Annotated in this window: 13 protein-coding genes; 7 read left to right on the top strand and 6 right to left on the bottom strand. The window is 34.3% G+C overall.

Going from position 1 to position 26,859, the window contains the following annotated elements:
* The first annotated feature begins 370 nt into the window (after window positions 1-370).
* The 3 genes from F6K22_RS02955 to F6K22_RS02945 all read left to right on the top strand — a co-directional run bounded on the left by F6K22_RS02955 (window position 371) and on the right by F6K22_RS02945 (window position 4,559).
* A complete protein-coding gene (locus F6K22_RS02955; RefSeq protein WP_293093064.1) occupies window positions 371-1,303 on the top strand; it encodes an SGNH/GDSL hydrolase family protein in 933 nt (310 codons plus the stop codon).
* A gap of 713 nt (window positions 1,304-2,016) precedes the next feature.
* The gene (locus F6K22_RS02950; RefSeq protein ID WP_293093062.1) at window positions 2,017-2,628 is read left to right on the top strand and encodes a GUN4 domain-containing protein; all 612 of its coding nucleotides are present in this window, start codon (window positions 2,017-2,019) and stop codon (window positions 2,626-2,628) included.
* A gap of 1,676 nt (window positions 2,629-4,304) precedes the next feature.
* Window positions 4,305-4,559 (top strand): hypothetical protein, encoded by a 255-nt coding sequence (locus F6K22_RS02945; protein WP_293093060.1) that lies wholly within the window; start codon window positions 4,305-4,307, stop codon window positions 4,557-4,559.
* A gap of 383 nt (window positions 4,560-4,942) precedes the next feature.
* Here the strand turns inward: F6K22_RS02945 and F6K22_RS02940 are convergent, their stop codons facing one another.
* Window positions 4,943-5,977, bottom strand: coding sequence for an AI-2E family transporter (locus tag F6K22_RS02940; protein WP_293093058.1), 1,035 nt, complete (start codon window positions 5,975-5,977; stop codon window positions 4,943-4,945).
* 3,179 nt (window positions 5,978-9,156) lie between these two features.
* Here F6K22_RS02940 and F6K22_RS02935 point away from each other — a divergent pair.
* Together F6K22_RS02935 and F6K22_RS02930 are read left to right on the top strand one after the other, a co-directional pair.
* Window positions 9,157-10,467 carry a dipeptidase gene (locus F6K22_RS02935; RefSeq protein ID WP_293093056.1) on the top strand — a complete coding sequence of 437 codons (1,311 nt, stop codon included), beginning with the start codon at window positions 9,157-9,159 and terminating at the stop codon, window positions 10,465-10,467.
* 418 nt (window positions 10,468-10,885) lie between these two features.
* The gene (locus F6K22_RS02930) at window positions 10,886-11,794 is read left to right on the top strand and encodes an AEC family transporter (RefSeq protein WP_293093053.1); all 909 of its coding nucleotides are present in this window, start codon (window positions 10,886-10,888) and stop codon (window positions 11,792-11,794) included.
* Window positions 11,795-12,899: 1,105 nt separating this feature from the next.
* Here the strand turns inward: F6K22_RS02930 and F6K22_RS02925 are convergent.
* From F6K22_RS02925 to F6K22_RS02915, 3 genes are all read right to left on the bottom strand, one after another.
* Window positions 12,900-13,541 carry a hypothetical protein gene (locus F6K22_RS02925; protein WP_293093051.1) on the bottom strand — a complete coding sequence of 214 codons (642 nt, stop codon included), beginning with the start codon at window positions 13,539-13,541 and terminating at the stop codon, window positions 12,900-12,902.
* A gap of 966 nt (window positions 13,542-14,507) precedes the next feature.
* A complete protein-coding gene (locus F6K22_RS02920; RefSeq protein ID WP_293093049.1) occupies window positions 14,508-14,900 on the bottom strand; it encodes a SpoIIAA family protein in 393 nt (130 codons plus the stop codon).
* Window positions 14,901-18,127: 3,227 nt separating this feature from the next.
* Window positions 18,128-19,852, bottom strand: coding sequence for an ABC transporter ATP-binding protein (locus F6K22_RS02915; protein ID WP_293093075.1), 1,725 nt, complete (start codon window positions 19,850-19,852; stop codon window positions 18,128-18,130).
* A 408-nt stretch (window positions 19,853-20,260) separates the two neighbouring features.
* On the opposite strand from F6K22_RS02915, the gene F6K22_RS02910 reads away from it, so the two are divergent.
* Window positions 20,261-20,656: a hypothetical protein gene (locus F6K22_RS02910; protein ID WP_293093046.1), complete on the top strand. Its 396-nt coding sequence runs from the start codon at window positions 20,261-20,263 to the stop codon at window positions 20,654-20,656.
* A gap of 307 nt (window positions 20,657-20,963) precedes the next feature.
* Window positions 20,964-21,449, top strand: a complete 486-nt coding sequence (locus F6K22_RS02905; protein ID WP_293093044.1) for a peptidoglycan-binding domain-containing protein — start codon at window positions 20,964-20,966, stop codon at window positions 21,447-21,449.
* A 1,795-nt stretch (window positions 21,450-23,244) separates the two neighbouring features.
* On the opposite strand, the gene F6K22_RS02900 is transcribed toward F6K22_RS02905, so the two are convergent.
* Complete coding sequence (locus F6K22_RS02900; RefSeq protein ID WP_293093042.1) at window positions 23,245-23,673, bottom strand: universal stress protein; 429 nt, start codon at window positions 23,671-23,673, stop codon at window positions 23,245-23,247.
* A gap of 1,410 nt (window positions 23,674-25,083) precedes the next feature.
* On the bottom strand, window positions 25,084-26,589 hold the full coding sequence (locus F6K22_RS02895; RefSeq protein WP_293093039.1) for an alanine/glycine:cation symporter family protein: 1,506 nt from the start codon (window positions 26,587-26,589) through the stop codon (window positions 25,084-25,086).
* Window positions 26,590-26,859 lie beyond the last annotated feature (270 nt).

The raw sequence follows: 26,859 nt of genomic DNA, 5'->3' as shown, positions 1-26,859 counted from the left end.
ATACTTGTGAGGTCTAAAGTTTTAGGTTTTAGGGAACACCTTAAGTGGGAACAGGAAAAAGAACAAAAGAAAGACAACTGTACTTCACAAAGGGTGAGAAATACTATATATTTATCCTATTTTTCGTTGTAATTTTTGTAAAATTTGGGAGTCGGTATAGAAGTTACATAGAATGGTAATAAGTTCTTAGCAGCTATAATTGAAATAGTTTTGATTGAAATTGAGTTATTATTTAATTTAGGAAAATCTATTCAGGATTAGTATAAAATAATCAAGGTTTGGCAAAAAATATTGATAACTCTAAAATTTCAAACTAAATCATTGAAAGTAAAATTAATAATTGGCATAATTTATTAGGAATTTTAGATTAGTGAAAGCTCTATTCATAGTTTCAGCAATTATAATTGGTTTATTGGGGATATTAGAAATAGGACTCCGCCTGGTGGTTGGTTTTGGTAATCCTCTCACTTATAATGCAGATAGTAAAATTGGTTATCTTTTGACACCAAATCAACAGGTGAGTCGCTTTGGAAACCGGATAAAAATTAATCAGTATTCTATGCGTTCTGAGCCGATAGAAGAGTCAAGAGAAAATACTACATTGAGAATATTTTTAGTAGGAGACTCTGTGGCTAATGGTAATTGGTGGACAGATCAAGATGAGACAATTTCTGCAATTATAGAGAAGCAATTAAATGAAAAATTAGGTAAAGATAAAACTGTTGAAATTCTTAATGCTTCAGCTAATTCTTGGGGACCTAGAAATGAACTTGCTTATTTAGAAAAGTTCGGTTTATTTGATTCTCAAACTATAGTATTACTGATTAATACTGATGATTTATTTGCTAAAGCACCTAGTTCATTAGTGGTAGGAGTCGATCGGAATTATCCAGACAAAAAACCTCCTTTTGCAATAGCTGAAGCAATAAGTCGTTATTTATTACCAGCACCAAAAGTTCCAGAAATTGAAGAAGGAGGAGATAGGGTTGGTTTTAATTTAGAAGCGATTAAAAAAATCCAGGAAATTGTGAATCAAAACAATGCTAAATTTATTTTAGCAATGACTCCTTTACTTCGGGAAGTAGGCGAACCAGGACCTCGTGATTATGAAATTAAAACTCGTGAACGTTTAGATAATTTTACCTTAACTGAAAATATTATATATCTAGATTTATTACCTATTTTTAAATCTGTGTCAGAACCTGCTAATTTGTATAGAGACCATATCCATCTAAGTCCTGAAGGTAATCAGGTTGTTAGTGAAACGATTAGTAAATCAATTATTAATCATAATCAGTTTTGAAGCAGGTATAAGAAGTCATAAGTTAGGAGTCAGAAGAAAGATTTATAGCAGTTTGCGAGGATGGTGAGGTACAGTTTAATAGTAATTTTTATTCCCTATTCTACCATGGCTGAAAAAAGAATGTTACGAATAATTTAGTCAATTAAAATGATCGAAGTCAGATGTATATTTACTCTAAGGGACTTCCAAATAAAAAATTATCCCATTAGCTATGGTCGGAGGTCGGAGGTCGGAGATCGGAGGTCGGAGGGAAGAAATTGAAAAAGTAAGGGAGTAGGGAGTAACCAGTTAACGCGATTAGTAGAAAAATTGGGATAATTTATTTTCTGCTATTCCCTAAGAGAATTGTTTCAGGGTAAAAAATAATAATAAGACACTCAATCTAGATAACTACTGACTACTGACTATTGACTACGAAAAACAGTCCAAATATTTGTAGTAAACATTTATCGCGCTTGGTATTCTCTATTCCCTAAAGTTCTAAGCTTTGTACTTCATAAATTCCAAAACTGCTGTAATTAGTGGCAAATTCAAATCTACCCTTAAATTAACCACAAAATCTTAATGGTTGCTAGGCGTCTTAAACAATTTTATTGAACCGCTCCTACTAAATAATTCCTAATCAGAATTATTGATTTTGATTCCTGAATCCTTTATTATTCAAAACTTGCTCAGAAAGATTAGTTATTTTTGATAAAAATTTCGGAGTAATTATGTCTAACGAACCAGAAAAAAAAGAGGTAATAACATCTACTTCCACTGATGAGTCTGTATCAGTACAACAGAATTCCAGGGAGTTAGAATTATCAGAAAGAGTGGCGGAACTAGAAAAAAAATTAGATCGAGCAGTAATGTTAATTTCTGATATTTACCTTTATGGAAAATTGAGAGATTTACTAGCAGCAGGTAAATGGAAAGAAGCAGACCAAGAAACTGCAAGAGTTATGTTAGAAATATCTGGTAAAACGGATAAGGAAAACCTGATTCCTGATGATGTCATAAAATTTCCATGTAGTGTAATTAGTTTAATCGATCAACTTTGGATTAAATATAGTAATGGACGTTTTGGTTTCAGCATACAAAAAAAAGTTTACGAAAGTATGGGTGGAACTTTTGATATTTCTCAAATTGATATGAAAGTTTTGGACAAAACTACTGAAGAACTTGGATTGCGGTTAAATGGTAAACAGATACCTTATCAAAAGCTTAATTTTAGTCTAGAAGCACCAAGGGGTGCTTTTCCTGTCGCTTGGTGGAGTTCTCCTTATGGAGCTAAGTCAGCAGTCTACTTTTTAGCTCGGTTGAATACCTGTAACATTGATTGAATTTTTATGAATTTTTTTACTGTTAACAAGTAAAAATATTCAAAACTATGCTAGAAGAAAGATAGAAGTAGGCAGGGAAAATTATTGCCATTGCTGATTTGAACTATGAAGTGAGTAGTTCAGGTAAATTAAGAGTCATTAATCTGATAGTAAAATTATATTTGGTTTATAATAAATTTCCAGAAAAATACTCCTGACTTATGACTCCTTACCCCTAAGTAATTAGAATCTATATCATGGCGTCATTCAGCAAAGCCAAATTATCTGTATACAGTGGTTGTCTTATGAATGAAGTAGAGGATTTTTTTCTATATCTCTATCCCCTATTCCTGATTATCTAAAATCAAAAACTTGTGTACTTCAGGAGGGAGAAAAAGCCTAGGAAAACTATTGAGCTAGAGAGTGTTTGTTCACAAAACAAAAGTAAGCATTCAGCCGTCAGCTAGCCTCCTGGGTCGGAACTACGCTCTTCAGCTATGAGTTATTGACTTATTATCACACTCTATGGAGGAATTAGTCGCCTTAGGAAAATTCAATGTTATGAATAAAAAGGTCACATGACCGCTAACCGAAGTAAAGTCCTGTCTTTTTAAAAGCTGAATGCTGAATGAGAGCTAACTGAATGCTTACAAACAAAATATTAATACTTAAACCGATGGGATAAATTTATTTACATTTCATTTATGGCTAATAGTAAAGGTAGGGGTTTGGCAACTAAACTCCTAGAGAAAACAAGCTATATTTTGATCGAGATTTCCCAACTATTTTTTAGTGGCTAATAGTTATATATTCTTGTCTACTCCCTACTTCCTAATCCGTAATCCTTACTCCCTACTGCCTATTTCTTTTTTTAGATGTACTGATACATTAAGTCTCTTAATATTTTGATTTTCTAGTAGGTTGTTGGGTATTACTTCCGAGTCAAAATTCACTGATTATTTTTCATAGATACTCATTATATATTACAGCATTTCTCAGGCTAATCTAATGAGTTATACATATACTTATTTATTTTCTATTCTCTATTTCCTGTTCGCTAAAACCTAGAATTTTGTACCTTAACAGTATGGGAATTGCTATATCGGATTTACATTTTAGATGTGAATAAAGAATTATATATTTGAGAGAATAGAAAATAAGAGAGTTTTTGGCAGAAGCAAAAATGACAATCAATAATTATTTTATAGCAGTCTAAGCAAAGGGCGCGGACATTTCTAAATTATCACGCCTCAGTCATAGACTATTTTTGACTTTTGCCTTGTACGTAGCACTATACAACTCATCTGGAAATACGATATTAAGTAGGTAGGTCAAATTAAATAGAAAATGATTATTGAGAGGAAAAACTGGAACATAAGTAGATAGAGCAAATTATACTAATTACCATAAATTTTCCTAGATTTGGATTTTATATTTATCAATATTATTTGTTGGAGTAAATACTCAATATTTGGTAACTTCGGTTATGAAGGAACGTTATTTTAGGGAGGTTCTAAGTATAGGAAGACTTTTGAGAATTGATATTATTTTTGATCTACTTATAAAGTATACAAGTATATTTTTCCCCTATTCCCTATTCCCTATTCCCTATTCCCTACTCCCTGCTCCCTACTCTCTGAAAAATGTTAAATTAATTTTGCATAGGTACTTAATATAATTTTGGAGGTTACTTGATAATGGAGGAAAAAAAACTTAATCTGAAACAAGTTATATTTTCTGGAGTAATGATGGCTTTGATGGGTTCAGTAATTGGATTAGCTGCGGCTGAGATGAGTAAAAATCGTTATCAATGTTGTAATTTGACTAAAATAGATAAAGGGTATAGTAGTGCAAAAGCACCTCGTACTTATGCAACAGTAGGTGCAATTTTGGGATTTGCTATTGGGTCAATTCAAGAAACTGTGAGGTCTCTGACGCCAGAAGATGAATAAAAGTCATTTCAGTTACTAGTTATCAGTTATTAATTGTCAAAAATTTTGATTACTTTTTGGAGCATATAGAAATCCTAAATTGGTTTTGAAAATTTTTATAACAGTTAATAATAAAGAAAAATCTTTAAAATTATGAATTCTGAATTCTGCATGTCGCCAATCTGTCGGCTACCCTACCTAACTACTACCAAAATATCACAATTGAAACAGGATTGCTACAGCAATTTCCATATTGCTGAGATACAAAATTTTAGGTTTTAGCCAAGAATAAACGGGGAATTAAAGATACAAGTGAAGTGTACCTCACTAGCTTGAGAAATGCTATATATATATCTATAAAGCTGCCAAATATTAATTATAAACTATCAACTGTGGCAATTATTTCACAGAATAGAGGATTTTTGTTGCCAGGGATCTAAGATATCTTTGAATAAAGTTTCCTCAATCCAAGTTTTAGTTACTACTGTTAAAGGCAAAGCTAAAATCAAACCTAAAATGCCAAAAAAAGTAGTGAAGAAAATTTGAGATGCTAGAGTAACAGCAGGTAAAAGTGAGACTTGTTTTGCCATAACAGTTGGACTTAACCAGTAACTTTCAAGATTCTGAATAATAATATATAAAATTCCTACCGCAGCTATTTTCCAAGGAGCATCTAAAAGAGCAATCATTATGGGAAAAACTACACTCATAGTCGGACCAATATTAGGAATAAAATTGAGTAAACCTGCCAGCAAAGCATGAGTCAGAACTAAATCAATTTGTAATAGTAATAAACCAATACCACTACAGGTCGCCACAAAAAGAGAGTTAATTACTATTCCACCAAACCAATTGCCTAAAGCTACTTCACACTTTGATAGAATTTCATCTGCACGTCGCCGATAAAAAGAAGGAAATAAAAGTAATCCTACTTTTCGATAAGCTTGAGCATTAACTAAAAACATTATTGTTAATACAAATACGAAAAGTACCTGCAAGAATACTATAAAAGTATTAGAAAAAATCTTAAAAAAGTTGCTAAATAACTGAGTACCGAATGTTTGTGTTTGTACTAACATATCAGTGGCAGTAGGTGGTGCTGGAAATAAATCGGGTCTTTGTCGATATAACTGCACAAGTTGAGAGCGAACTTCTGTAAATACATCAGGTATCAAGGCAACTAATTTTTGAAACTGGGTAATAAAAGGTGGTACAACTAGCAACAAAAATAGGAGCATAATTAATGTGGCTAAACTTAAAGTAGCAATTACAGCTAAGTTTCTTTTAATTCCCCATCTAGAAAATTTCTGTACTAATCTATTTAAGGCAGTTGCTAAAACTATTGCAGCAAATATTAATAGTACAAGTCGTTGAATTTCCCAAAGGATATATAGGGAAATTAGGAAACTAAAAAAGCCTAACCATTTACCAAAATTCATATTTTTTGTTGTTTTGGAGTTGTCGGAGTTACTATAGCAATCCTAAATAGATTGCGGGTAATCAAAAAGTAGATAAAAAAACTGAAATTCCCGCCTGTTCCCAGTTAAGTGTTCCCTGTTCCCTCTTCCCTCTTCCCTAAAAGCAGTAAGATTTTTATACACAAATAAAATAGGATTGCTATACTGCTGTGAAAATTTCAAATTGAGGAATAAACCATTAAATTTTCTCGTTTGTCTATTTTTCCTCTTTGTCTTTCAAGTAAGTATTTCATTAATTGATAATTGATAATGGATAATTGATAATTACCTCTGGTTAAAACCGTACGGGAATTGAATATAAGGAAATATTATTTCTTCTCTCTTGGGAGATTGGAGGCAAGCGTTTGTGCTTCGCAAAGCTTCGAAGTTCGCGTAGCGTCCCGGAGGGAACGGAGACCTCGCCATCCCATCCTGACGGAATGCTCCGCTTGCCGACCGCTGTCTTGGTCGATTGGAGGCAAGCGAGGAGACCTCGGCATCCCATCCTGACGGAATGCTCCGCTTGCCGACCGCTTTTTTCTCCACGGCGAATGAGAGGCTTTATACCTTTATTTTTCGGTAAATTCATCAAGATAAAGTTTTTCAAGCACTACCTCGATTCTGGCAGTTCAAGAAAATATCTTAATCTAGCTATTATTATAAAGCTGAAAAGATAAAACTTGAGAAAATTATACTAACAGAAGATTTATAATTAACAGCTCTGTTTAAGAATAGGATGCTTAGATTCAGAATAGTCGATGAATATTTTGAAACGTCTCTCTAACTCTAGATAGTAAATATTTTGATAATTTTCTTAATCTCTCGCCTGACTGCTTACATTAGAGGTGAGCTATCAGCTATTAGCTATTAATTTATTGCCTGATAAGTAGGAATTAGTATTAATATATTTGAGGAAAATTAAAAATATTAGAAAAAACTGACTTTGAAGAGCGAAAGTGTATATTCATTATTTATGAAATAGCTAAAAGCTGACCGCTATTAGCAATGAGTAATAAAAATGAAAGATTAATAGGTGTTAGCCATATAATTCTTGAAAATTTTTCTTTTTCCTTAAAAAAGGTAGAATTTTTTCGGTAAATAGATTAGGTTAAACTAATCTGCTTTTACTAATATTTTTAATTATCCCTCAGTCTCTCAATATTGATTCATATTTATTTGGCAATCAGCTAATGTCTAATAACTGAAAGCTGTTTGCCCAGAATTCCGCAGGAAATGCTTACTTTTTTATTTAACTATAAGGAAGGGGGAAAAGGAAAAAATTTTGACTAACTTTTTAGAGTAAAAGTGCCTCTTCCTTAAGGAGTTTTATGGGGAGCAAGATTTGAAATTCCCACAAATTAAACTGACTTTCATTGTAAGAATTCAGCTATTAGCTTTCAGCTTTCAGCAATAAAACCTCAACCTTAAAGAGAAGGTTTAAATGAATATCGACTTGAAAACTGACTTCTGTAGTAAAATTTAATTCTGAATAATAAAGCTTTTATTAGTCAAACTAAAAGTAAGAGCTGATAGCTTATAGCTGACGGCTGAATGCTTACCTTTCATTCAGTTAGAGATTTGAACCCAACTGAATTATTTTGATTCTTTGTTCTTATATCATTTATAAATTATTTGGTAGTCCTGCATAGTAATGGTATTCGGGAAAAAGGAATACCTGGCACGGGAGCAAGATGCTCCCACTGCTGTACTTCATAACGAAAATAATGACAATGCACGAGCATTATAATGTACAACCACAAATCATTTTACTTTAGAATAAAAACTACTATATATTTTAGGATTTTTCCCCAGCCTCTCATACCAATTACCAAAAACTTTGCTATATTTATATTTTCCATTTATAAATATTATTTGCTGGAGTAAATCCTTGATCTTCACTAACTTTAGTTTTGTTAATTGTTATTTTTCCCAGTTATAAAATATAGTATGACTTTTTAAAGTTGGTATAACAGATACCACTTTTTTTCAGATATATAACTAACATGAATTAGATTTGGTATTACTTCTTTTAAAGATTAAGTTGGACTTTATAGAGTTTCTCGGTAAGCATGAGGTACGCTTGTATTTTTATTCCCGATTCCCGATTCCCTGTCTCCTCTCTTGGTGCGCGTTCCCTTGCGTCTGTCACCAACGCGGGGTCGCACCGCTATTCCCTAAAACTTAGAATTTTTTTGTATATAAGCAATATGGGAATTGCTATATAGAAGCCATTTGAGATCTATTTAAAAAGAGATAGGAAGGTGGGGAGTATTTTTCAACCTTTTTCCCATATTCTTTCTCTCCATTTTCTGACTCCTGACTCCTGGAAAAAAACGCGGGTCGCTGAGAAAGATACTAAATGGGTTCTATAGAGAATTGTTATAAAATCAAGAGAGTATATTTTTTTTAGTAGTCCTAAAATAGTCAGAATATCAGAACTATTTGTTAAGTCAGATATTCCCTATTTCTGATTACTGAAAGTCTGATCAGAGATAAGTTCTCTGCTTCCTAATACTTATACTATTTATCAAAAGTAATGCTACCCTTGGAAGGTGGTCATTTCAGTTATCAGTTATCAGTTATCAGTTATCAGTACCTCCTACTGAAGTAGGAGGTACTGATAACTGAAGTTTACTTTTTTCATCTCCTTAAAAGAGGAGGCTTGAGACCCTATTTTTTGGTCAAAATAACCAGAGAAATAACATAGGGAGCCTAAACAATCAAATTACATTAATAAATAGTATTTATCAATATAAAATTCAAGCATAGCAAAGTTTGTGAGAATTGGTATTAGTCATTACTTGTTTACCGAATAATCAAAGTCTAAATCCTCTCCTTTTAAGTTTTAAGGATGAAAAAGAAAAAAAATTATTTTGGTCAATCCTATCCGTTTTAAGGAGAGGTAATTATTAACTAGCTATCAGTTTTTAGCATTCAGCTAGCCTCCTGGGTCGTAACTGCGTTTTTCATGTCGCGTAGCGAAACAGCTTTTAGCAGCTCTGATTAAAATCCCCTGCAACTATTGCGCAGGATTGTTGAGTCGGGGTTGAAATCCCCTTAATAACTGATTAAAAATAATCTTGCTGAGTGCTGACTGCTAACCGCTTTTTTAATTATTGAACCCTACATTTTTGCAATCCTAATTTTGAGGTGTAATCTAGATGAATTTATCAAAAAATCAAGTCTTATCATTGTCAATAGTTTTACTTTCTTTCATAGTAAATGGATGTACTCTCTCGAATAAAAAATTACCACCATCTCCTAAAGTAACTCAAGAGCAGCAACAAAAAGCATTAACTCCTGAAGAAATACACGAAAAAGTTTTAACAATTGATGGTCATATTGATTGGCCTTATCGTCAATTTAGATATCCTGATTTTCAACCCAATATCAGACATCAACCAGGAGAATTAGACAGTGGTCAATGGGATATTGTTCGGATGGAAGAAGGTGGATTAGATGCCGTATTTATGGCAATATTTACTGTTCAAAAAGAGCGGAACCAGCAAGGACACGATCGGGCAAAAGCTGAAGCAATCAAAATGATTGAAATAACAAAAAAGATGGTTGAGTCAAATTCAGAAAAAATTGAACTTGCCTTAAATCCAGAGGATGCTGAACGGCTGGATAAAATGGGAAAAATGGCAATATTTATGGGAATGGAAAATGGCTATCCAATTGGTAAAGATATTAGTAATGTTAAATTTTTCTACGACCAAGGTATTAGATATATAACAATCACCCATTTCAAAAACAACGAACTCGGCGATTCTTCTACTGATGAAAAACAAGAATGGGATGGTTTAAGTGTGCTGGGGGAAAAAGTTGTCAAAGAAATGAATCGTTTGGGTATCATGGTCGATATTTCTCACGTCCATGATGATACATTTTGGGATGTAATTAAGTTAACAAAAGCACCAGTCATCGCATCTCATTCTAGTGCTAGGTCTCTAGAAAATCATCCCCGAAATATGAGTGATGAAATGTTAAAAGCTGTTAAAGAGAATGGTGGGGTTGTACAAGTTTGTATTTTTGATACCTATATAAAAAAATTACCCCAGACAGCAGAAAGAAAAAAAGCAATGAAAACAATTGAAAAAGAAATAACTGCGTTTAGACAGGGAAAACTAAGCCAAGCAAAAACAGAAGTACTTAAACAAAAATATCGTCAAATTAATGAGAAATATCCTAAAAATCAACCTACTATTGCTGATGTAGTAGACCATATAGATTATATGGTAAAAGTTATGGGTATCAATCATGTTGGTATTGGTTCAGATTTAGATGGTGGTGGTGGAGTTTTAGGAATGAATGATGTTTCAGAAATGCCAAATATTACAAAAGAATTAGTAGCACGGGGATATACTGAAGAGGATATTCAAAAAATTTGGGCTGGAAACTTAATAAGAGTTTTTAGTGAAGCGCAAAAGGTAGCGAGAGAAATTCAGAACCAAGAAATATCAGGAAAATAACTTTTTGATTAATTGATAATTGATAATTGATAATTACAAGAAGGTTAAAACTGTTACGGAATTGAATATAAGGAAATATTATTTCTTTTTTTTTCCTTAAAAGGGGAGGCTTCAAGGCGCGAATTATTTAATTAGAGTTTGCTGATTAAATCTAAAAGTATTTACAGATAAAGGTAAGTGCCTTTTTAAGTATCAAAAATTGTGAGGTTTTAGATGGTAATGGTTCAATTTAGGAGCGAATTTTAGTCAAGAGTTGAGCAGAAAAATCATTCTGACAATTCTTACTTCTACCTCCTCACTCATTCCCATTTCACCTGTCTCCAGTATAGCTGTATCCTACCCCTACTAAAATACTTTTGAGCGCAAACCCTAATTATTAATTATTCGGTAAAATAATTAACTCAGAATTTTTCCAACTATGATTGAGCTTTTCTTTTCGGTTGTATCTGCTGTTTTTCCAGTAGGGTGTATAGTTTTAATTGGTTTTATATTTGGCAAAAATTTTTCCATTGATGAACCGACACTTTCCAAACTAGCTTTGTATGTTTTATTTCCGGCATTATTAACCGATATAATGTATCGAACTACTATTAGTATTGAGTCAGCAATAGGAATATTTATAGCCTTTGGATTAACCTATCTTTTACTCTGTTTAATATCTTGGGGAATAGGAAAAAGATTAGGTTTTTCAGAGTCTCTACAAAAAAGTTTATTGGCGACTACAGCTTTACCTAATTCTGGAAATATGGGGTTACCTGTAACTTTATTTGCATTAGGAGAAGCGGGGTTAGAAAGAGCAGTAATTTATTTAATCTCATGGAATATAATTGTGATGAGTACAATGCCAGCCATTCTCAAAGGTGGAGGGTTTCGGTCTGGTATTATTTTTACTTTTAAAGTACCGATAATTTGGGGAATGATTTTAGGTGTAATTCTTAACTCATTTAATATTGAATTACCTCTGAAATTGGATGATGGTTTACATCTTTTGAGAGAAGCTGCAATTCCAATTTCTTTATTATTGATGGGAATACAAATATCTAAGAATCGTTTTCAACCAGGTACTTATGACTTAGGTGCTAGTTTAATCCGTTTGTTAGGAGGAGCATTTGTTGCTTATTTAGTTGGTAAAATTCTTAATTTAGAAATGCTTGATTTACAAGTATTAGTCTTACAAAGTGCGATGCCAAGTGCTTTAGCTTCTTTTTTAATGGTTAGTGAATTTGGTGGGGATGTGACAAGAACTTCTAAGGTTGTAGTAGTATCAACTCTGTTCTCTTTTTTAACTTTGCCTATAGTATTGTGGGTGATTGGAGCAACATCTTGATGTTATGCTAATTATTAGCTACAATCTTGCTAAAAACTAGAAATTCTATTACCTAACTGTTAGGTGATTAGCTATTTTCAAGTTTTGATTTTATATAGCAGGTAATAGGGAACAGGGAACAGTTAGAAAAACATTTCCTAGTCTAAGATTTATCATCAGTAATTGTCCTAACCAATTATTTCTTAGCTATATCTTTGACATTTTTGAAACTATTGATATCGGGACTTACGCATGAGATAGGAAAAACTAGGATTTAAGATTGCTTCTCTGTCGGTCGCAATGATGAAAATCGGTTGTATTGCGCAAGTCATATATCAACAAGTTTAGGTTATCAATACTTTCTACAATTCCTAATGTTCAAAAAGAGAATTTCTGGTATTAAACTCCCTTGAAAATGTCTCCTTCCGAGCAATTGTTCAGCACCGATAAATACCTGTTTAGTCAACATCTCTGAGAGGAGTGAAGTAATAGCATTTCTCAAAAAGAATGCTGTATCTAATTGGGTGGGGAAGTTTGGGACCCACCCCTAACCCCTCCCAGGAGGGGGAGAAGTCATTTCAGTTATCAGTTAGCCTCCTCCGGAGGAACTGCGCAATTCAGTTATCAGTTATCAGTACCTCCGACTTGGGTCGGAGGCTTGAAATACTAAGTTGAATATTTTTTTCATCCCCTATCCAAGGGGAAGCTTTAGACCTCCGAATTTGGTAAAAGTAGGAATAATCAATACTGACCGATTAATAATTGTCAAAAAAAAGACTTTAAACCTTAGTAATTATTTTACTTTTGAAGTCTAGCTGAAGAGTAGCATTACTTTTAGTAATTGGTATAAAACAATCTTGATGTATGTTTCTCTAATTTAATTGAAGATTCCCACCAGATATTATCGGGTAATTTTCTATTAAGTCACGTTTAAGTCGGTTTCCATTACTTTTTCTATCTCCTTAATAATTTGAGTTAAATTTTGTTCGATTTGATTAAGCTCATTGAGTTTATTATTCCACTTATTAAGCTGTTCTTCTTGTTTTTTCCGTTTTTCGTTAATCTCATTTTTTTTATGAACAAAAATTTGCTCTTTAACCTCTTTAAATTGGTTATTTATCGCTATTTATAAATCTTTTTGGATACTGTTAAATAATTCGATAATCCTTCTCTGATTTTCAATTTTTTGATTTTCTTGGTTCGTTTCTGTGAAATTTTTTACCAATCCAAATACTAGGGTAAATCCGATTAATAATTTATCAAAAAATTGTGCACAGTTTCCAATTATTTGAGCTGCCTTAATATGCTGACCAAGCTCTAAATCAAAAAATGTTATTCGCTCATCAAGATTTTCAATGAGTTTATGTAGCTCACTCCCTTCAACTTGCTCTTTTGATAGGAATAAAGATTTAGAAGCTGTCACTTCTTCTTGAGCTTTTTCAACTGCTTGTTCCAATTGAGCTTTTGTCCGATCGAGAGAAGAAATATTAGCATCATCAGTAATTAATCTTTCTTGATATTCTTGATATATTTTTTGAAAATTATCATAATTTTTTTGAGCTTCTTCTAATTTACTAGCAGCATTTGCTTGTTTCTCTCTTGTATTTTCATTAGTAGCCCATTTTTTAATTTGAGAACCTAAACTTTCTGCACTTATCATACCAAAAGGTCTCAGTCCGTTGAGAATAGACTTGAATTTCAATGATATTTTATTCTGATTTGCTTGTATATATTTTTGAATATCTTGCGACAACTGATTCTTTTCCAATTCATTAAGATTATCATTTAATGAAGAGAACGATTCAAGAGAAGCATCTTTAATTTTAGCCTTAGTGTCTGCATAATACTGCCTTATTTTTAGATTACTTTGTTATCTTGAGAACTCTAACAAACTAGGCTTATTTGTTAAAACCTCAAGTAATATTTCACCTTGTTCCATAGAGATAATTTTAATTGTTAATTATCAATTGTTGAAACAGGACTTACGCAGAGATACCATAGATATAACAATCCTATTTTATTCGTGTCAAAAATCTTGCCATGTTTTGGATATAGGTATGGAGTAAATCATTAATGGGTAATCGTTAATTGGTAAGAGTTTCGGAGTTTATTTCTAGTTTTTGAATTGTTACAACCTATGCGCGGATTGCTATAGCCTTAGTATTGCTAATATTAAACTATATCTAGTAGACCTCTCGAAAATTAATCTTAAACGTTTAAATTTACTAGGCAAAAACTTAGTTTCCGGAAATGTCTAGTGTAAAAATATTCATTTTGCGTAAATCCTTTTACAACTAGATTGATTAAAATTATATAGTCTTTCTATCAGAGTTTCCTTGATTTTTATATTAGCTGTGAGTAAATATAATTATTAATTATAGAAGTTTTTATTTAAATAGACAAAAGATACTCTTGCTTAAAGGAAGGAGGAAGGAGGTAGGAATTAGAGGGTAGAAGTTATGTATTTCATTAAAGTGAAAAGCGCTATAAGTTAGGGAAAATTTTAATCCTTAATATTCTGGCTATAAATAAGGATTAAAATTATTAAATTCCTGACTCAGATTTTAGTCTAATTTTTTTTCTTTTCCAATCACTCTATTCCTAGCTTTAACGAAATTTGGCATAATTTTTAAGTAAACTGATAAAAAGTTAAGACAGGCGAATTTATCCCCTGTCTTAACAATCTTTGCTTCCCAAGGATCGCCCATTTTATGTTAGGAAGCGAATACAAAATCTACGCGACTTTAGTTCGTGGAGTGTCAATTATTATCCATTCTAAAGCTTGGTCTTTTTCTGACCAAGAAAAACATTTTACCTCTATATGGGTCATATTGCTAAAAATTTTATTACTAACAGTAGTCAACTTATTTACCCAAGCTGCGTCACATACAACTGCTTTTTTATCAAAATCTTTCAGATGCCCTAGACCAAATTTTAAATCTTCCCATAAAGCCTCCACAGATATTCCTTGAAAACTTTTAACTTCAACATAAACTCGTAATTTAGTTTGAGATTTTAATCTTTCATCAACTAAATTTTTCACTTTTTCAACGTCACTTATTTCAATTTTGCCATCAATGCTAAGACCAATGATGTTCTGATTTGCTAGAGGTATAATTTCCATCATAGTAGCTTTCTCCTTCTGAGATACTTCTAATTTTAATTTTGTTATTTTTTTGGTAGAGCTTCCTAAGATTTTTTCTCCCTTTATACAGTGATTATGATTTCTCTATTTCCTCAAATTTTCCCTATTAATTCACTTGAAAACTTTTAAACTTTTCCCTCAAACTTAGCTGATTAAACTATATTTCCATAACTATCGCCACTCAAATAATTTCATCCTCAATCTCATCCAATTGATATCTGAGTAGTTTGAGTTTCCTCCTGAATATTAGCCGGAATTAATAACTGACGTTTATTATTGTCAGTCTTAACAATTAAAGGTACTTGCTTAATTTATTCTATTTAATTAGAGATGCCAATCCCAAATCTCTTTAAGTTTTAGATTTCTCTATTTCCTCAAATTTTCCCTATTAATTCACTTGAAAACTTTTAAACTTTTCCCTCAAACTTAGCTGATTAAACTATATTTCCATAACTATCACCCCTCAAATAATTTCATCCTCAATCTCATCCAATTGATATCTGAGTAGTTTGAGTTCCCTCCTGAATATTAGCCGGAATTAATAACTGACGTTTATTATTGTCAGTCTTAACAATTAAAGGTACTTGCTTAATTTGTTCTATTTAATTAGAGATGCCAATCCCAAATCTCTTTAAGTTTTAGATTTCCGGCGTTGGTGAATCAAGCTATGAAACCTAAATTTAACCAAATATCAAATCCTCAATGTTAATAGTTAGGCAATTAGCATTAATGCAAAATTAATACACAATCATAGCCACGCATTACCAACGCCAGATTTTATATTTGTAATTTATCTGCGAAAGTTATAAATTGTCTCTGCTCTGAATGGAAACTTTTAGAGGTTTAATATTTCACAGAGGAAGAATGACTCTTAAACTTAGGAAATCCTTTTTTTCGCAAATTTAGTTTTTTGTAGTTATTGTAAAATCTGAGCATAGAATAGAAGACCAAGCCATTTCTGCCATAGCTTGTTTTGCTTGAGAGTTAAATTTAGCTGCCAACCTAAACTATTTGCCTAATACCTTGCAATATTTGTATAGTTTACCTTGACTGCTGCCTTTAACATTAGGACATAAACCCACATATTTTTCCCGAATAAATTAACCTATTCAGATTACTTCATCTATTACTGAGTCTTAAGTTTTATTACCTTTAACTTTAAACTTAAAAGCAAAAGACATAAACCTAATACTTGCTCCTACCCTATAACTTAACTTTAACCCAAGTTGATTAAAACTGCCACCAAAAAAGTTCATTTGTTTACATTTATTAAAACAAGAGAGTCGTTTTTTATCTCCCTGGTGAAGTAGAGAATATTTCCCTGGGTGAATCTTTGTTAAGAGAGGTTCTGATTAACAAATAAAAACTATTTGCCAAAATTCTTGCTTTTTATTCTGTCTCCAAAGGTAAGAATTCAGGTATTTCAAAGCTAGTTCTAGAGAGACTTCTAAAAACGACTGACTTAGCAATTTAACAGCCTTATTCTCAATAATCAAGAAAATAAAGGTTTGTAGCAATCTCTAATTGAGAATAGAATTTTGGAAGAAATTGCTGGAAATACTTATCCATCAAGATTTCTAGGTTTTTCCATAGGATCTGAATCCTTACCTCCAAAGTGATATAAGTGAGAAAAAAAGGAGCTTAATTAGGTTAGTTAATTGACTGAAGTTTTGAGCAAATATACTACCTATTCCATGTAAATGTGTTACCTTAATTTTAGTAGTTGACTCAATACTTAGTACTAAAGAAATAGAAGTCTATCTTCTTGGAAAAAAACTAATTTTATTTTACTTTTCCTTCTAGGATTACTATCGCATTTCCTAGATTGTGCTGGGAAAATGGCTTTTTTTTGTAAATTAAGAAAAAACATTTACTGAGAATATCTAAGGTTTTCAGATGTACTTTGACCAGAAAATTAGGTCTCAAGCTTCCCCTTTAAAGGATATAAAAAAAAGAGAATTCAGTATTTCAAGCTTCCTAGTTCAATAGGAGGTACTGATAACTGATAACTGAAATGACCAACTCAGATTACTTCGACCTAATATTTATTTCTACACTCTAACTTAACTTTAAAGCAAGTTAATTAAAACTGTCACCAAATAAGTTCATTTATTTACATTTTTCAAAAAAGCTAGTCATTTTTTATGAGTCAATCTCATCTTGACAAAATACTTTTTTCCTCCATACCTGTTCCCAATTAAGTGTTTCCTAAAGGCGATAATTTTTTGGCTTTCTTCAAAGTTGAGATGCACCCGGAAAAATTATCAGCTCTAGGTTTAGATTTAAACTTTCGTTTACAGACTTTACAAGTTTTTGTGCTTTCGTCGTAGCCGTGGTAAATGAATTTGTTCATCGGGGTTGTTTTTAGTTATATATCAACCTTTTTTGTAGTTACAATTCTGAGAGACAACTATTTATTTTAGTCATGTAAGCTTTAAAGTTTTGAGAATTTGAATAAGGAGAATTACCATCGTCGTAAAAGTATTTTTTATCTGAAATAAAACCTTCATCTAAAATGCTATAAGAATAATCTTCATAGTCAACCCATTCACCTTTACCAATTCCTAAAGGTTTATAGAAACGATTAACAACTACTCCATTTTCAATAATTCCATAGGGCGGAGATTGAAACTCTTAACCAATATTCAAAATAATTATATTTATAAAATCTTATATTAAGCTTGCCTTGAATTATTTTCATTCCATCAATTGAACCAAATATTACTCTTTTTACTGTTTTGTTGCTCATAATATTTTACTGTATTAAAAATAAGCTCTAAAATTTGTCTACTTTTTTAGGGTTCATCTCATCTTGGCAAAAATACTTTTTTCCTTCATACCTGTTCCCTGTTAAGTGTTCCCTAAAAGGGATAATTTTTTGGTTTTCTTCAAAATTGATATTCACCCTTTTTTATAGCGTTTCCCAGAGTCATAATATACATTTATTTTTATTTTTATTTTTATTTTTATTCTATTCCCTATTCCCTGTTCTACCATTTTGAAAAAATAATTTTACGAATAATAGAGGCGATGAAAATATTTTATAGGAGATTTACCTTTGACAAAAAAGGTAATTTCAGACCTAAAAAATGGTATTTAAACTATTAATTATGACTCCTGACTCCTAAAAAAATCCCTAGGTATTTGTAGCAAACATTTATCACGCTTGGTATTCCCTATTCCCTATTCCCTATTCCCTATTAAAGATATTAACTAAACTGTTTCTGATAAAAACGAGTGTAAAGTTCACCTTTTTCTAATAATTCTGCGTGGGTACCTGACTCTAAAATTTCACCATTTTCCATAACCAAAATCCGATGAGCACGTCGCACAGTTGCCAGTCTATGAGCAATAATAAATACCGTTCTTCCTTGCATCAATCTTTCCAACGCTTCTTGTACTAAATATTCAGATTCAGAATCAAGAGAAGAAGTAGCTTCATCTAATATTAATATCCTCGGATTTTCTAATACTGCACGAGCGATCGCTATTCTTTGTCTTTGCCCTCCAGATAAATTAACTCCCCTTTCTCCCACCCAAGTTTGATAACCTTCCGGCAGCTTAGTAATAAACTGATGAGCATTAGCAACTTTAGCTGCTTCTTCTACAGCATCAATATTATAATCCAGTTGACCAAAAGCAATATTTTCTGAGATTTTTCCTGAAAATAATGTCACCTCTTGAGGTACAATCCCTATTTGTCTTCTCAGACTTTTAAGAGTCACATCTTGAATATTAATACTATCAATTAATATTTCCCCTGAGTGAACATCATAAAATCTAGGTAGCAAATTTACAAGTGTAGTTTTTCCCGCTCCAGAAGCACCCACCAGAGCAATTATTTCTCCTGAATTTACTAACAAATTCATATTCTTTAAAACCTGCTTTTCAGAATTATAAGAAAAACAAACATTCTTATACTCTACTTTTCCCATTATGGCAGGAAGAGATATCGCATCTGTTTTTTCTCTAACTAATGGTTGAATTTTTAACAGCTCAAAAATCCGGTCGCAAGAAGCTTCACCTTGTTTAAAATCACCATAATTACTTGTTGTTAAAGAAATCGGATCGATTAACAAAGCCACACCAGTTACATAACTAATAAAACCCTCTCCAGTCAGATTTCCTTGAGATATTTGCCATCCCCCCAAAAAAAACAAAAAAACCACACTCATTGCCTCCAAAAAACCCACTACTACAAACTGAAGAGCTTTAACCTTTTCCGCCATGTATTTTGCTTGTCGGTTTTGTTCAGCTTCCACAGAAAATTGAGCAATTTGATACTCCTCAGCAGCAAAAGCTTGAACCACTCTAATACCACTAAATACCTCTGTTATTAAAGCTGATAAATTAGAAATGTGATTTTGACTTTGGTGAGAAAAAGAAAGTAATAACTCTCCAAACCAACCTATCAATAAAGCCATCAAAGGTGCAATAATTAAAGTTGCCAGAGTTAATTCCCAATTCAGATAAATCATGTACCCAAGCACAACAATTAACTGTAAAATGCAAGGAACAAATTGGTGAAAAAACTTATTAATAACCTCTCCCGTCCGGTCAATATCTTCCGTAATTCGATAAGAAAGGTCTCCAGTTTTTGAGTTTTCAAAGTAACTAATATTCAGCCTTTGTAAGTGAGAATAAACTTCTTTACGCAAATCTAAAGCAATAGTTAAAGCCGCTTTTGCCATGAGGATATCTTGACCATACTGTACAGTACCCTTGATCAGAAAAATGATAGCTGCTAGACCTGCAAGTTGAGCGATCGCCCCCACATCTCCCCTGCCGATATAACCTGCCATTTCACCCATTAGCCAAGCTAAAATCGGCCAGAAAATAGTAAAAACTAATGTACAGGCCAATGCCTTGACAATTGTTGGCCAATAATTATAAATATATGGTAAAAGCTGCCAATAATTGGAGCTTGATTTCAATATGCCAAACTTAATTTGATGTTTCAAAATATAAGATTTCTATATTAAAGATAAAAAAAACTTGCTTTTAGTGATTTAGCATGATAAAACCATCTTAACGTCAAGTTGTAGGAAAGTTTGGTGACATCATAATAGTCCATCCTGCAAAGTAAAGGCCAGCTCAATTTTATTTGGCAGTTTTACTTGAGTTTTATAATTTATGTGATATTCTGTATATGCCAATTTCACAATGATCTGTCCGGTTGTTGGCATAAACCGGGAGTACATCTACTAAACCCCCAATAAAATTTTTACATCTAGTTTAAGGTCCCGCTTCAGAGGCATCTTTAGAAATTAGGATGTAATTATTAATGCAGGTAAAATCCTGTTTTGTAGTAGTTCATTTAATTTGATTAAACAGAGGAATTTATGGAAACATTAGCATTTTCCCATTTAGCCTGTAGCGCAGAAGACTCTGACAATAAAGAGTTTACTGTTTGTGTAGACTTCAAAAAACTATCTAGTGTTGGTGCAATGGGTTTACTATCTGCTGCTACTGTAGTCGGAGCAATGAGCGTAACTGCTGATTCTGCTTCTGCTTATGGCTATGGTAGCTATGGTCGCTATGGTGGTTATGGTAGCTATGGTGGTTATGGTAAGTATGGTCGTAGCTCTGGTCACTACTATAAAAAAGTTGTTAGTAGCTCCTACAACCGTTCCTATGGTGGTTATGGTCGCTACGGTCGTTACGGTCGCTACGGTGGCTACGGTGGCTACGGCGGTGGCTACGGCGGTGGCTGCGGTGGTGGCTGCGGCTGTTACTAAGCTTTTCGATCGCCTCAAAGTCCACAATATAGAAATTAATTGAGGACTTTGATAATTTTTTTGAAGACTGTGCATAAACAATCTACCTAACATGGTAGCCTAGTAATGCAACTAAGGAAATAATAAAATTTCCTTAGTTAATAGTCTAAAGTTTAACTAAATCCCTTGGAGTTTTATACTTCACGGCATTAGCAAAAATAAAATGTACTTTTTTTGAGTGTCGCACTGCAAAAGATACCCATAATGCCATAAGGCAAGTGGGTAGGCACTCACCAAAAAATCTCAAATATTACTCATCAGAGGAGTTATGGAAACATTAGCATATTCTCATCTAGCTACCGCAGAAGAAAGTTCTACAGTTGAACCAACCTTTGCATCAGTAAACTGGAAAAGATTCTCTAGCTTAGGTATGATGGGTCTTCTGTCAGCCGCTACTATTTTAGGATCCCTCAGCGCAACTGCTAATTCTGCTGCTGCTTGTTATAACCCTTGTCGTGGTTATGGCCATGGTCATAAATCTTACCGCAAGGGCTATCATAAACCCCATTATCGTCATGCTTCTTACCATGGTCGTCGCCGTCATCATGGATATTATCTTCACCATGGTAGCCGTGGGCACAGAGTTGCTAGGTTGCAACACCAACTAGGAGTAATGGGATATTTCCATCATCACCGTGCGACTGGCTATTTTGGCCGTAAAACCAAGTATGCAGTTAAATCATTCCAACGTGATGTTGGCTTAAGACCAGATGGCATTGTTGGACCTCGTACCAGAGCAGCTTTAGGTTTTTAGAGATAAAAATTAGCTTTAGTGCTGATGGAGTTGAGCAAACTCAGGAAAATCAGAGTTTTTCACCTCACAGTTATTCAAAGTTATCTAATGTAATACCAGGAGCAAATACCTAAATAGATTGCTCCTGGTAATTATCATAAACTGATGCGACATACTACCACGCCTAGTTTAAAGTATGGCGTATGATTCTTGTTTCGTAGTCCTGGTATCCCCTCAGACAAGGGGGTAATTTCAGAAAGCAAGACTCTACAACCCTTTATTTGATATTTCTGGCTGGGTTTCAATAGCGACACATAACAATGAAACTCAGGAGGACAATAATTAATTCTGTCTGAGCTTGCCCACAGGTTAAAATCTGCGGGAACTCCACCTAATTATTCCATATTAACATCGTTCTTGACTATCTACTTTGACTACACTGGATAAATCCGCGTGGGTTATTCAGAGGAGTTGTAATTCGGATAAAAACCACGATTTTCAAATTGCTCGAAACAACAACATTACTAGTAACGTACCGTAGTAAGTATACAGCAGCAGTAAACTTGGCGGTGTGAATTACAACTACTCTCTTCAGTCAAAAGACGATTGAGGCTAATTATTAAGTCGTTAGTTAATTATAACACATTTTTTTGACTACGGATTAAAATCTGTCGAGTAGTTTCAATCCAGCCGTTAAAACTGGCACTTTTCCTACTTATCGAAATTCTACGATGAGAAACTTTGAAAAAAGGCGTTGCTGAATCAAAGGATGAATCTTTACGGAGCAGGTAAATCCCACTTTTACTCTTCTACTTCCTCTTTCTCCCTACCTACAATGACCCCGCAAATATGCAACGCCTGAAAAAAGTATTTTTAAGTAGATTTTGGTAATATTTCAGCTTCTGTTTTTACCCCTTGGCTAACCTTAAAGTTAACTTTGGAGTTACCTTTAATTTTTCCCGATCAGCCAATTTTTGATACTCTGCGGTCTGAAGACGCGCAGATTCTTAAGTAGTCCACAAACGAACTCTTAATGGCATTATCAAAGTGCCACTACACGCTCAGATATGCTGACCAAAAGCCACATACATTGCGCTTACGTTACTTTTGCTTTTAGAGATTGTCACTCAGCCGGTTCGGTACGCTCCTCGCCCTGCCATTGCTTGCAGTGGTCTTGTCATACTGTCGTGAAAAAATTTTCTCACCGTTGTTTCTACTTGCCGGGATTTATCCGTACTAGGACGATTCCTCACGCAGACTTTCTTCCTACTTACGTCTTCAAGAATAACACAAAAACCAGAGATTTTTAAAGCGATTAAAATCGCCCGTTCGTTTTTCATCCACGCTTTAAAAAGACGTGGCTTTCGCTCCTCTCGTCCTTCTTTCGTAACACTCCCTCTTCTGAGTGTTCCCCGTCGAAAAAAAATCCGTTGTCCAAGGTACTCAAGCAGACGTTAACACAGGCTTACTAACTTCTATAATGTCCTTTTTTCAGTTTTTTGCCAAGGTGGATTAGAAATATACTCACCATAAAACAAACTAAATTTCCAAAAAATTTTCAGCCAATGGAGAATAGTTTGCCTAATATATTGAATGAGTGTGTGGTATTGGTTGACCCTAAATGTAGGAGTTCTTAACATATTTCCTACTCCTCTATGTTAGTGGAAGGTAGTTCTATATACTATTGTAAGATCCCGACTAATCATTCAGGATAGTCCTCTTAATTAAAGTTAATAAAGAGTAGGTTAAGATTCAAAACAACTAGATTTTTTCTGATAGAAGGAAAAATCTACTTTTTGAATCTGATGTAATAGGCTTACTTTCGCAGGACTAAAACAGGACAATGGGAATACCTGACAACCCTTTCAGCAACAGATCCCAATAAAAATCGACCAATACCAGTATGTCCGTGGGAAGGAATTATAATTAACTCCACTTTTTTTTCCTGAGCATAGTCCAAAATTTCTGGACTGGGAGTTCCGATCGCCACACTGAAATTAATACCCTCATATTCACGCCCTGAGAATTGTTCGTGAAATGCCTTTTCCACCTGCTGTTTGCGACTTTGGTCATCAACAGTATGCCACCTTACTCCTGGTTCAGCAGGATTAATACGGGGCAAAACATGAAGCACCCATAAATGAGAAGTATCTGCAACAAATTCTAGAGCCACATTAATTGCCTCAATAGATTCATGGGAAAAATCTATGGGTACAAGTACAGAGTTTTTGGGAAATATACTCATTGCATTTATTTATCTAAACGTTGGTTGAAGACCCGCGCTCTCCATCCCCCCTAACCCCCCGCGTGAAAGCTATGCTTTATAAACATCTTTCTTAACATAAAACCCGGACATTAGAAAGAAGTTATGAATTTGCCATTCAATGGATATTTCAGGAGAGTAAACGTATTTAATTAGAGGCTAAACTCCCCCCACATTCCCATCTCCTGACCCCCCCATCTCCCTATCAGAAAAGGGTTTTAGGAGTTCCTTATCAGGGATAGCTTTGAAAAGGGGGGGGAGGGGAGCTTCACAGGGGTAGGTTTTTTACCTTTGATCTAAAAGAAGTGTGGGGAGAGGGGGACCCACCCCTAACCCCTCCGGTGGAGGGGAAGAGGGGGAGGAGGGGGTAGTTTATAGCTATTTATTGTCTAAAAAAGTACATTTTTTTGAGAATTTTTAACTGAATCAAAGCGAGCGATCGCTCCTTTGTTAAAAACCTACCCCTGTAAGGGAGGGGAGCTGAGAGATGGGAAAACCGCAACATATGAGGTTTTCCCAAAGCGTGTGCTATAGTAGTTAAATTAAGGCTGCTAGACTAGCACTGTCAGCACCATTCGCTCATGGGGGAGACCCCCTTTGGCGGCGCTGGCAAGTCTTTAGGAGCGCGCCTTTAGACCGGAAAGAAGCTCGAACTTGGAGGCAAGTGCCTTATTTCGCTTTCGCTTTCGCTTTCGCTTTCCTACGGAATAATTGCGCAAACGCGACATGAAACGCGACATGAAAAGCGTATATCCTCTGCAAGAGGCAGCAGAAAGCCCCTATCAGCGATGTTTCGCTGCGCGACATGAAAAGGGAATCCCGCGTTTCGCAGGGGCGCAACGTCGGGAGGATGTCAATTATAAATAAACAGAAGAGTTTTACGGAAAAATTGGATTTCAAGCCTCTCCCTTAAGCAGCATGGCTGTTTCAAAATATCATAAGTCAAAGATTTGGGGAGATAGGGGAATAGGGAATCAACTAAAATTTGAACTATTTAGTCAATTAACAGGTATCATCTGCTTCATAAAACTGACACAAAGCGTCACATCGATGCGACAAATTGATGTTTACTTCCTGCTTCTTGTGAGGCCGTCGGCGGTTACTCATCCACAGGCATTTTCATGTCGGCGACAGCCGAAACGGTCAAGCCAACCGCATCTCTACACTCTATACTTACATTTAAGTCTTTGTCAATTAACATAACTAAAAAAGTTCTCAAACCCTTACTATGCCGTTCCTAGTAGGAAGCGGGATGTCAGGATAGATCTACGTCTATATAGATAGACTGCCAGAAATGCTTAAGCAGGGATTAGTGCAGAAGATACAAATTTTACCCTCGTTACTACTTGCCTATGATAACTATCGTATTATGTCGATAAATTGCGCAAATTGTTAACTAAGTCGAAACTCTCCTTTTCTGAGACGACTCATATAATTTTGCAAATCCTTTGCTACTTGACCACACAAAAAATAGCCACCCAAAATATTAGGAAAAGCCATTGAGAGTAAAGTAGCATCACTAAAATTAATTACAGAAGATGGGTTAGATACCGAACCTACAAAAGCAGCAACCAAAAACAAGATTTTGTAAATAATTAAGCCTCTACCACCAGACAAATAATCCCAACAACGTTCGCCGTAGTAACTCCAAGAAATCATTGTGGAAAACGCAAAACAGAAAACAGCGATCGCCAATAAAACAGGAAACCATGCCAAAACAGTACCAAAAGCAGCAGAAGTTAACTCAGCTCCTTTCTTCGCTTCCCGCAAAGCAGCAAACTCCTCAGCATTATATACATTAGTAATGACAATCACCAAAGCTGTCATATTGCAAACAACAATAGTATCAATAAACGGCTCCAACAGCGCTACTAAACCCTCACGAATAGGTTCATCAGTTCTGGCAGCAGAGTGAGCGATCGCTGCCGAACCTACACCAGCTTCATTAGAAAAAACAGAACGTTGAAACCCTTGAATAATCACGCCAACAATACCACCCTCTATTGCCTTGGGAGCAAAAGCACCAGAAATAATAGTAGCGATCGCCCCAGGAATTTCGGTAATATTAGCTAGGAGAATAAATAGGGAAGCCAAAACATAGAGCAGACACATCACAGGGACAAGAGTACCTGCCACCATACCAATACGTTGAATACCACCAATAATTACCAACCCGACCAAAACTACTAGCACTAAACCATAAACCCAACTAGGTAAACCTGGTAATACAGTAGAAACGGCACCATAAGACTGATTTGCTTGGAACATATTAGCGCCACCGAAAGCAGCAGAGATACACAATACAGAGAACATGACAGCGAGAACTCTGCCTAAAGTTCCCTGCCCCATTTCTGCTAAACCTGCCGATAGGTAGCGCATCGGTCCACCAGAAATAGTACCATCAGGTTTAATAATGCGATATTTTTGAGCGAGGGTACATTCTACAAATTTACTGGTCATCCCAAAAAAACCAGCCATCGTCATCCAGAATGCAGCCCCAGGTCCGCCGACACTAATAGCTACAGCCACACCTGCAATATTCCCTAATCCTACAGTTCCCGATAATGCTGTAGCCAAAGCTTGAAAGTGGGAGACTTCTCCTCGATCTTCAGGGTCATCATATCTGCCTCTAACGATATCAATAGCGTGTTTAAAAGCCCGAATATTGATCAATTGCATTCTAATAGTGAAAAAAATCGCACCAATAATTAGCCATAAAACAATTAAAGGGAAACCACCGATACTAAAGAAAAGGATGCTAAATATTTCATCTACAAAACTTGAAAAAGCTCGATCTATGCTTGTGATAAAACTATCTGCTGTTTCTGTTTCTGCTGCCAAAGCAACAGTTGGTATTAACAGAAACAGGAGCATATATAGCCAAGTTCGTCTTTTCATTTTGAACTTTACCTACTAATCATTTTTCTTAACTAAACATTTATACCATAAAGGAAGCATTAAACTTTGTGATGATAAGTACATGTGCAAAATTAATTTAACTTTTTTAAGGAAGTAGGGAAAAAAATATACTTGTCTACTTGATTAAGTATAGCAATCCTATTTAAGTTGTAATATTTTGGTGCTAGTTAGGAAGACTGAGTCAGTCCTCAAGAGTCATAATTTTCAAAGTTTTCAGTTCAAATTAGCTATTATAAAAATTATCATAAC

The sequence above is a fragment of the Okeania sp. SIO2F4 genome (genome assembly GCF_010672385.1).
Taxonomy (GTDB): Bacteria; Cyanobacteriota; Cyanobacteriia; order Cyanobacteriales; family Microcoleaceae; genus Trichodesmium.
The sequence above is the reverse complement of the archived record's forward strand: the minus strand, read 5'-3'. Positions and strand labels throughout refer to the sequence as shown.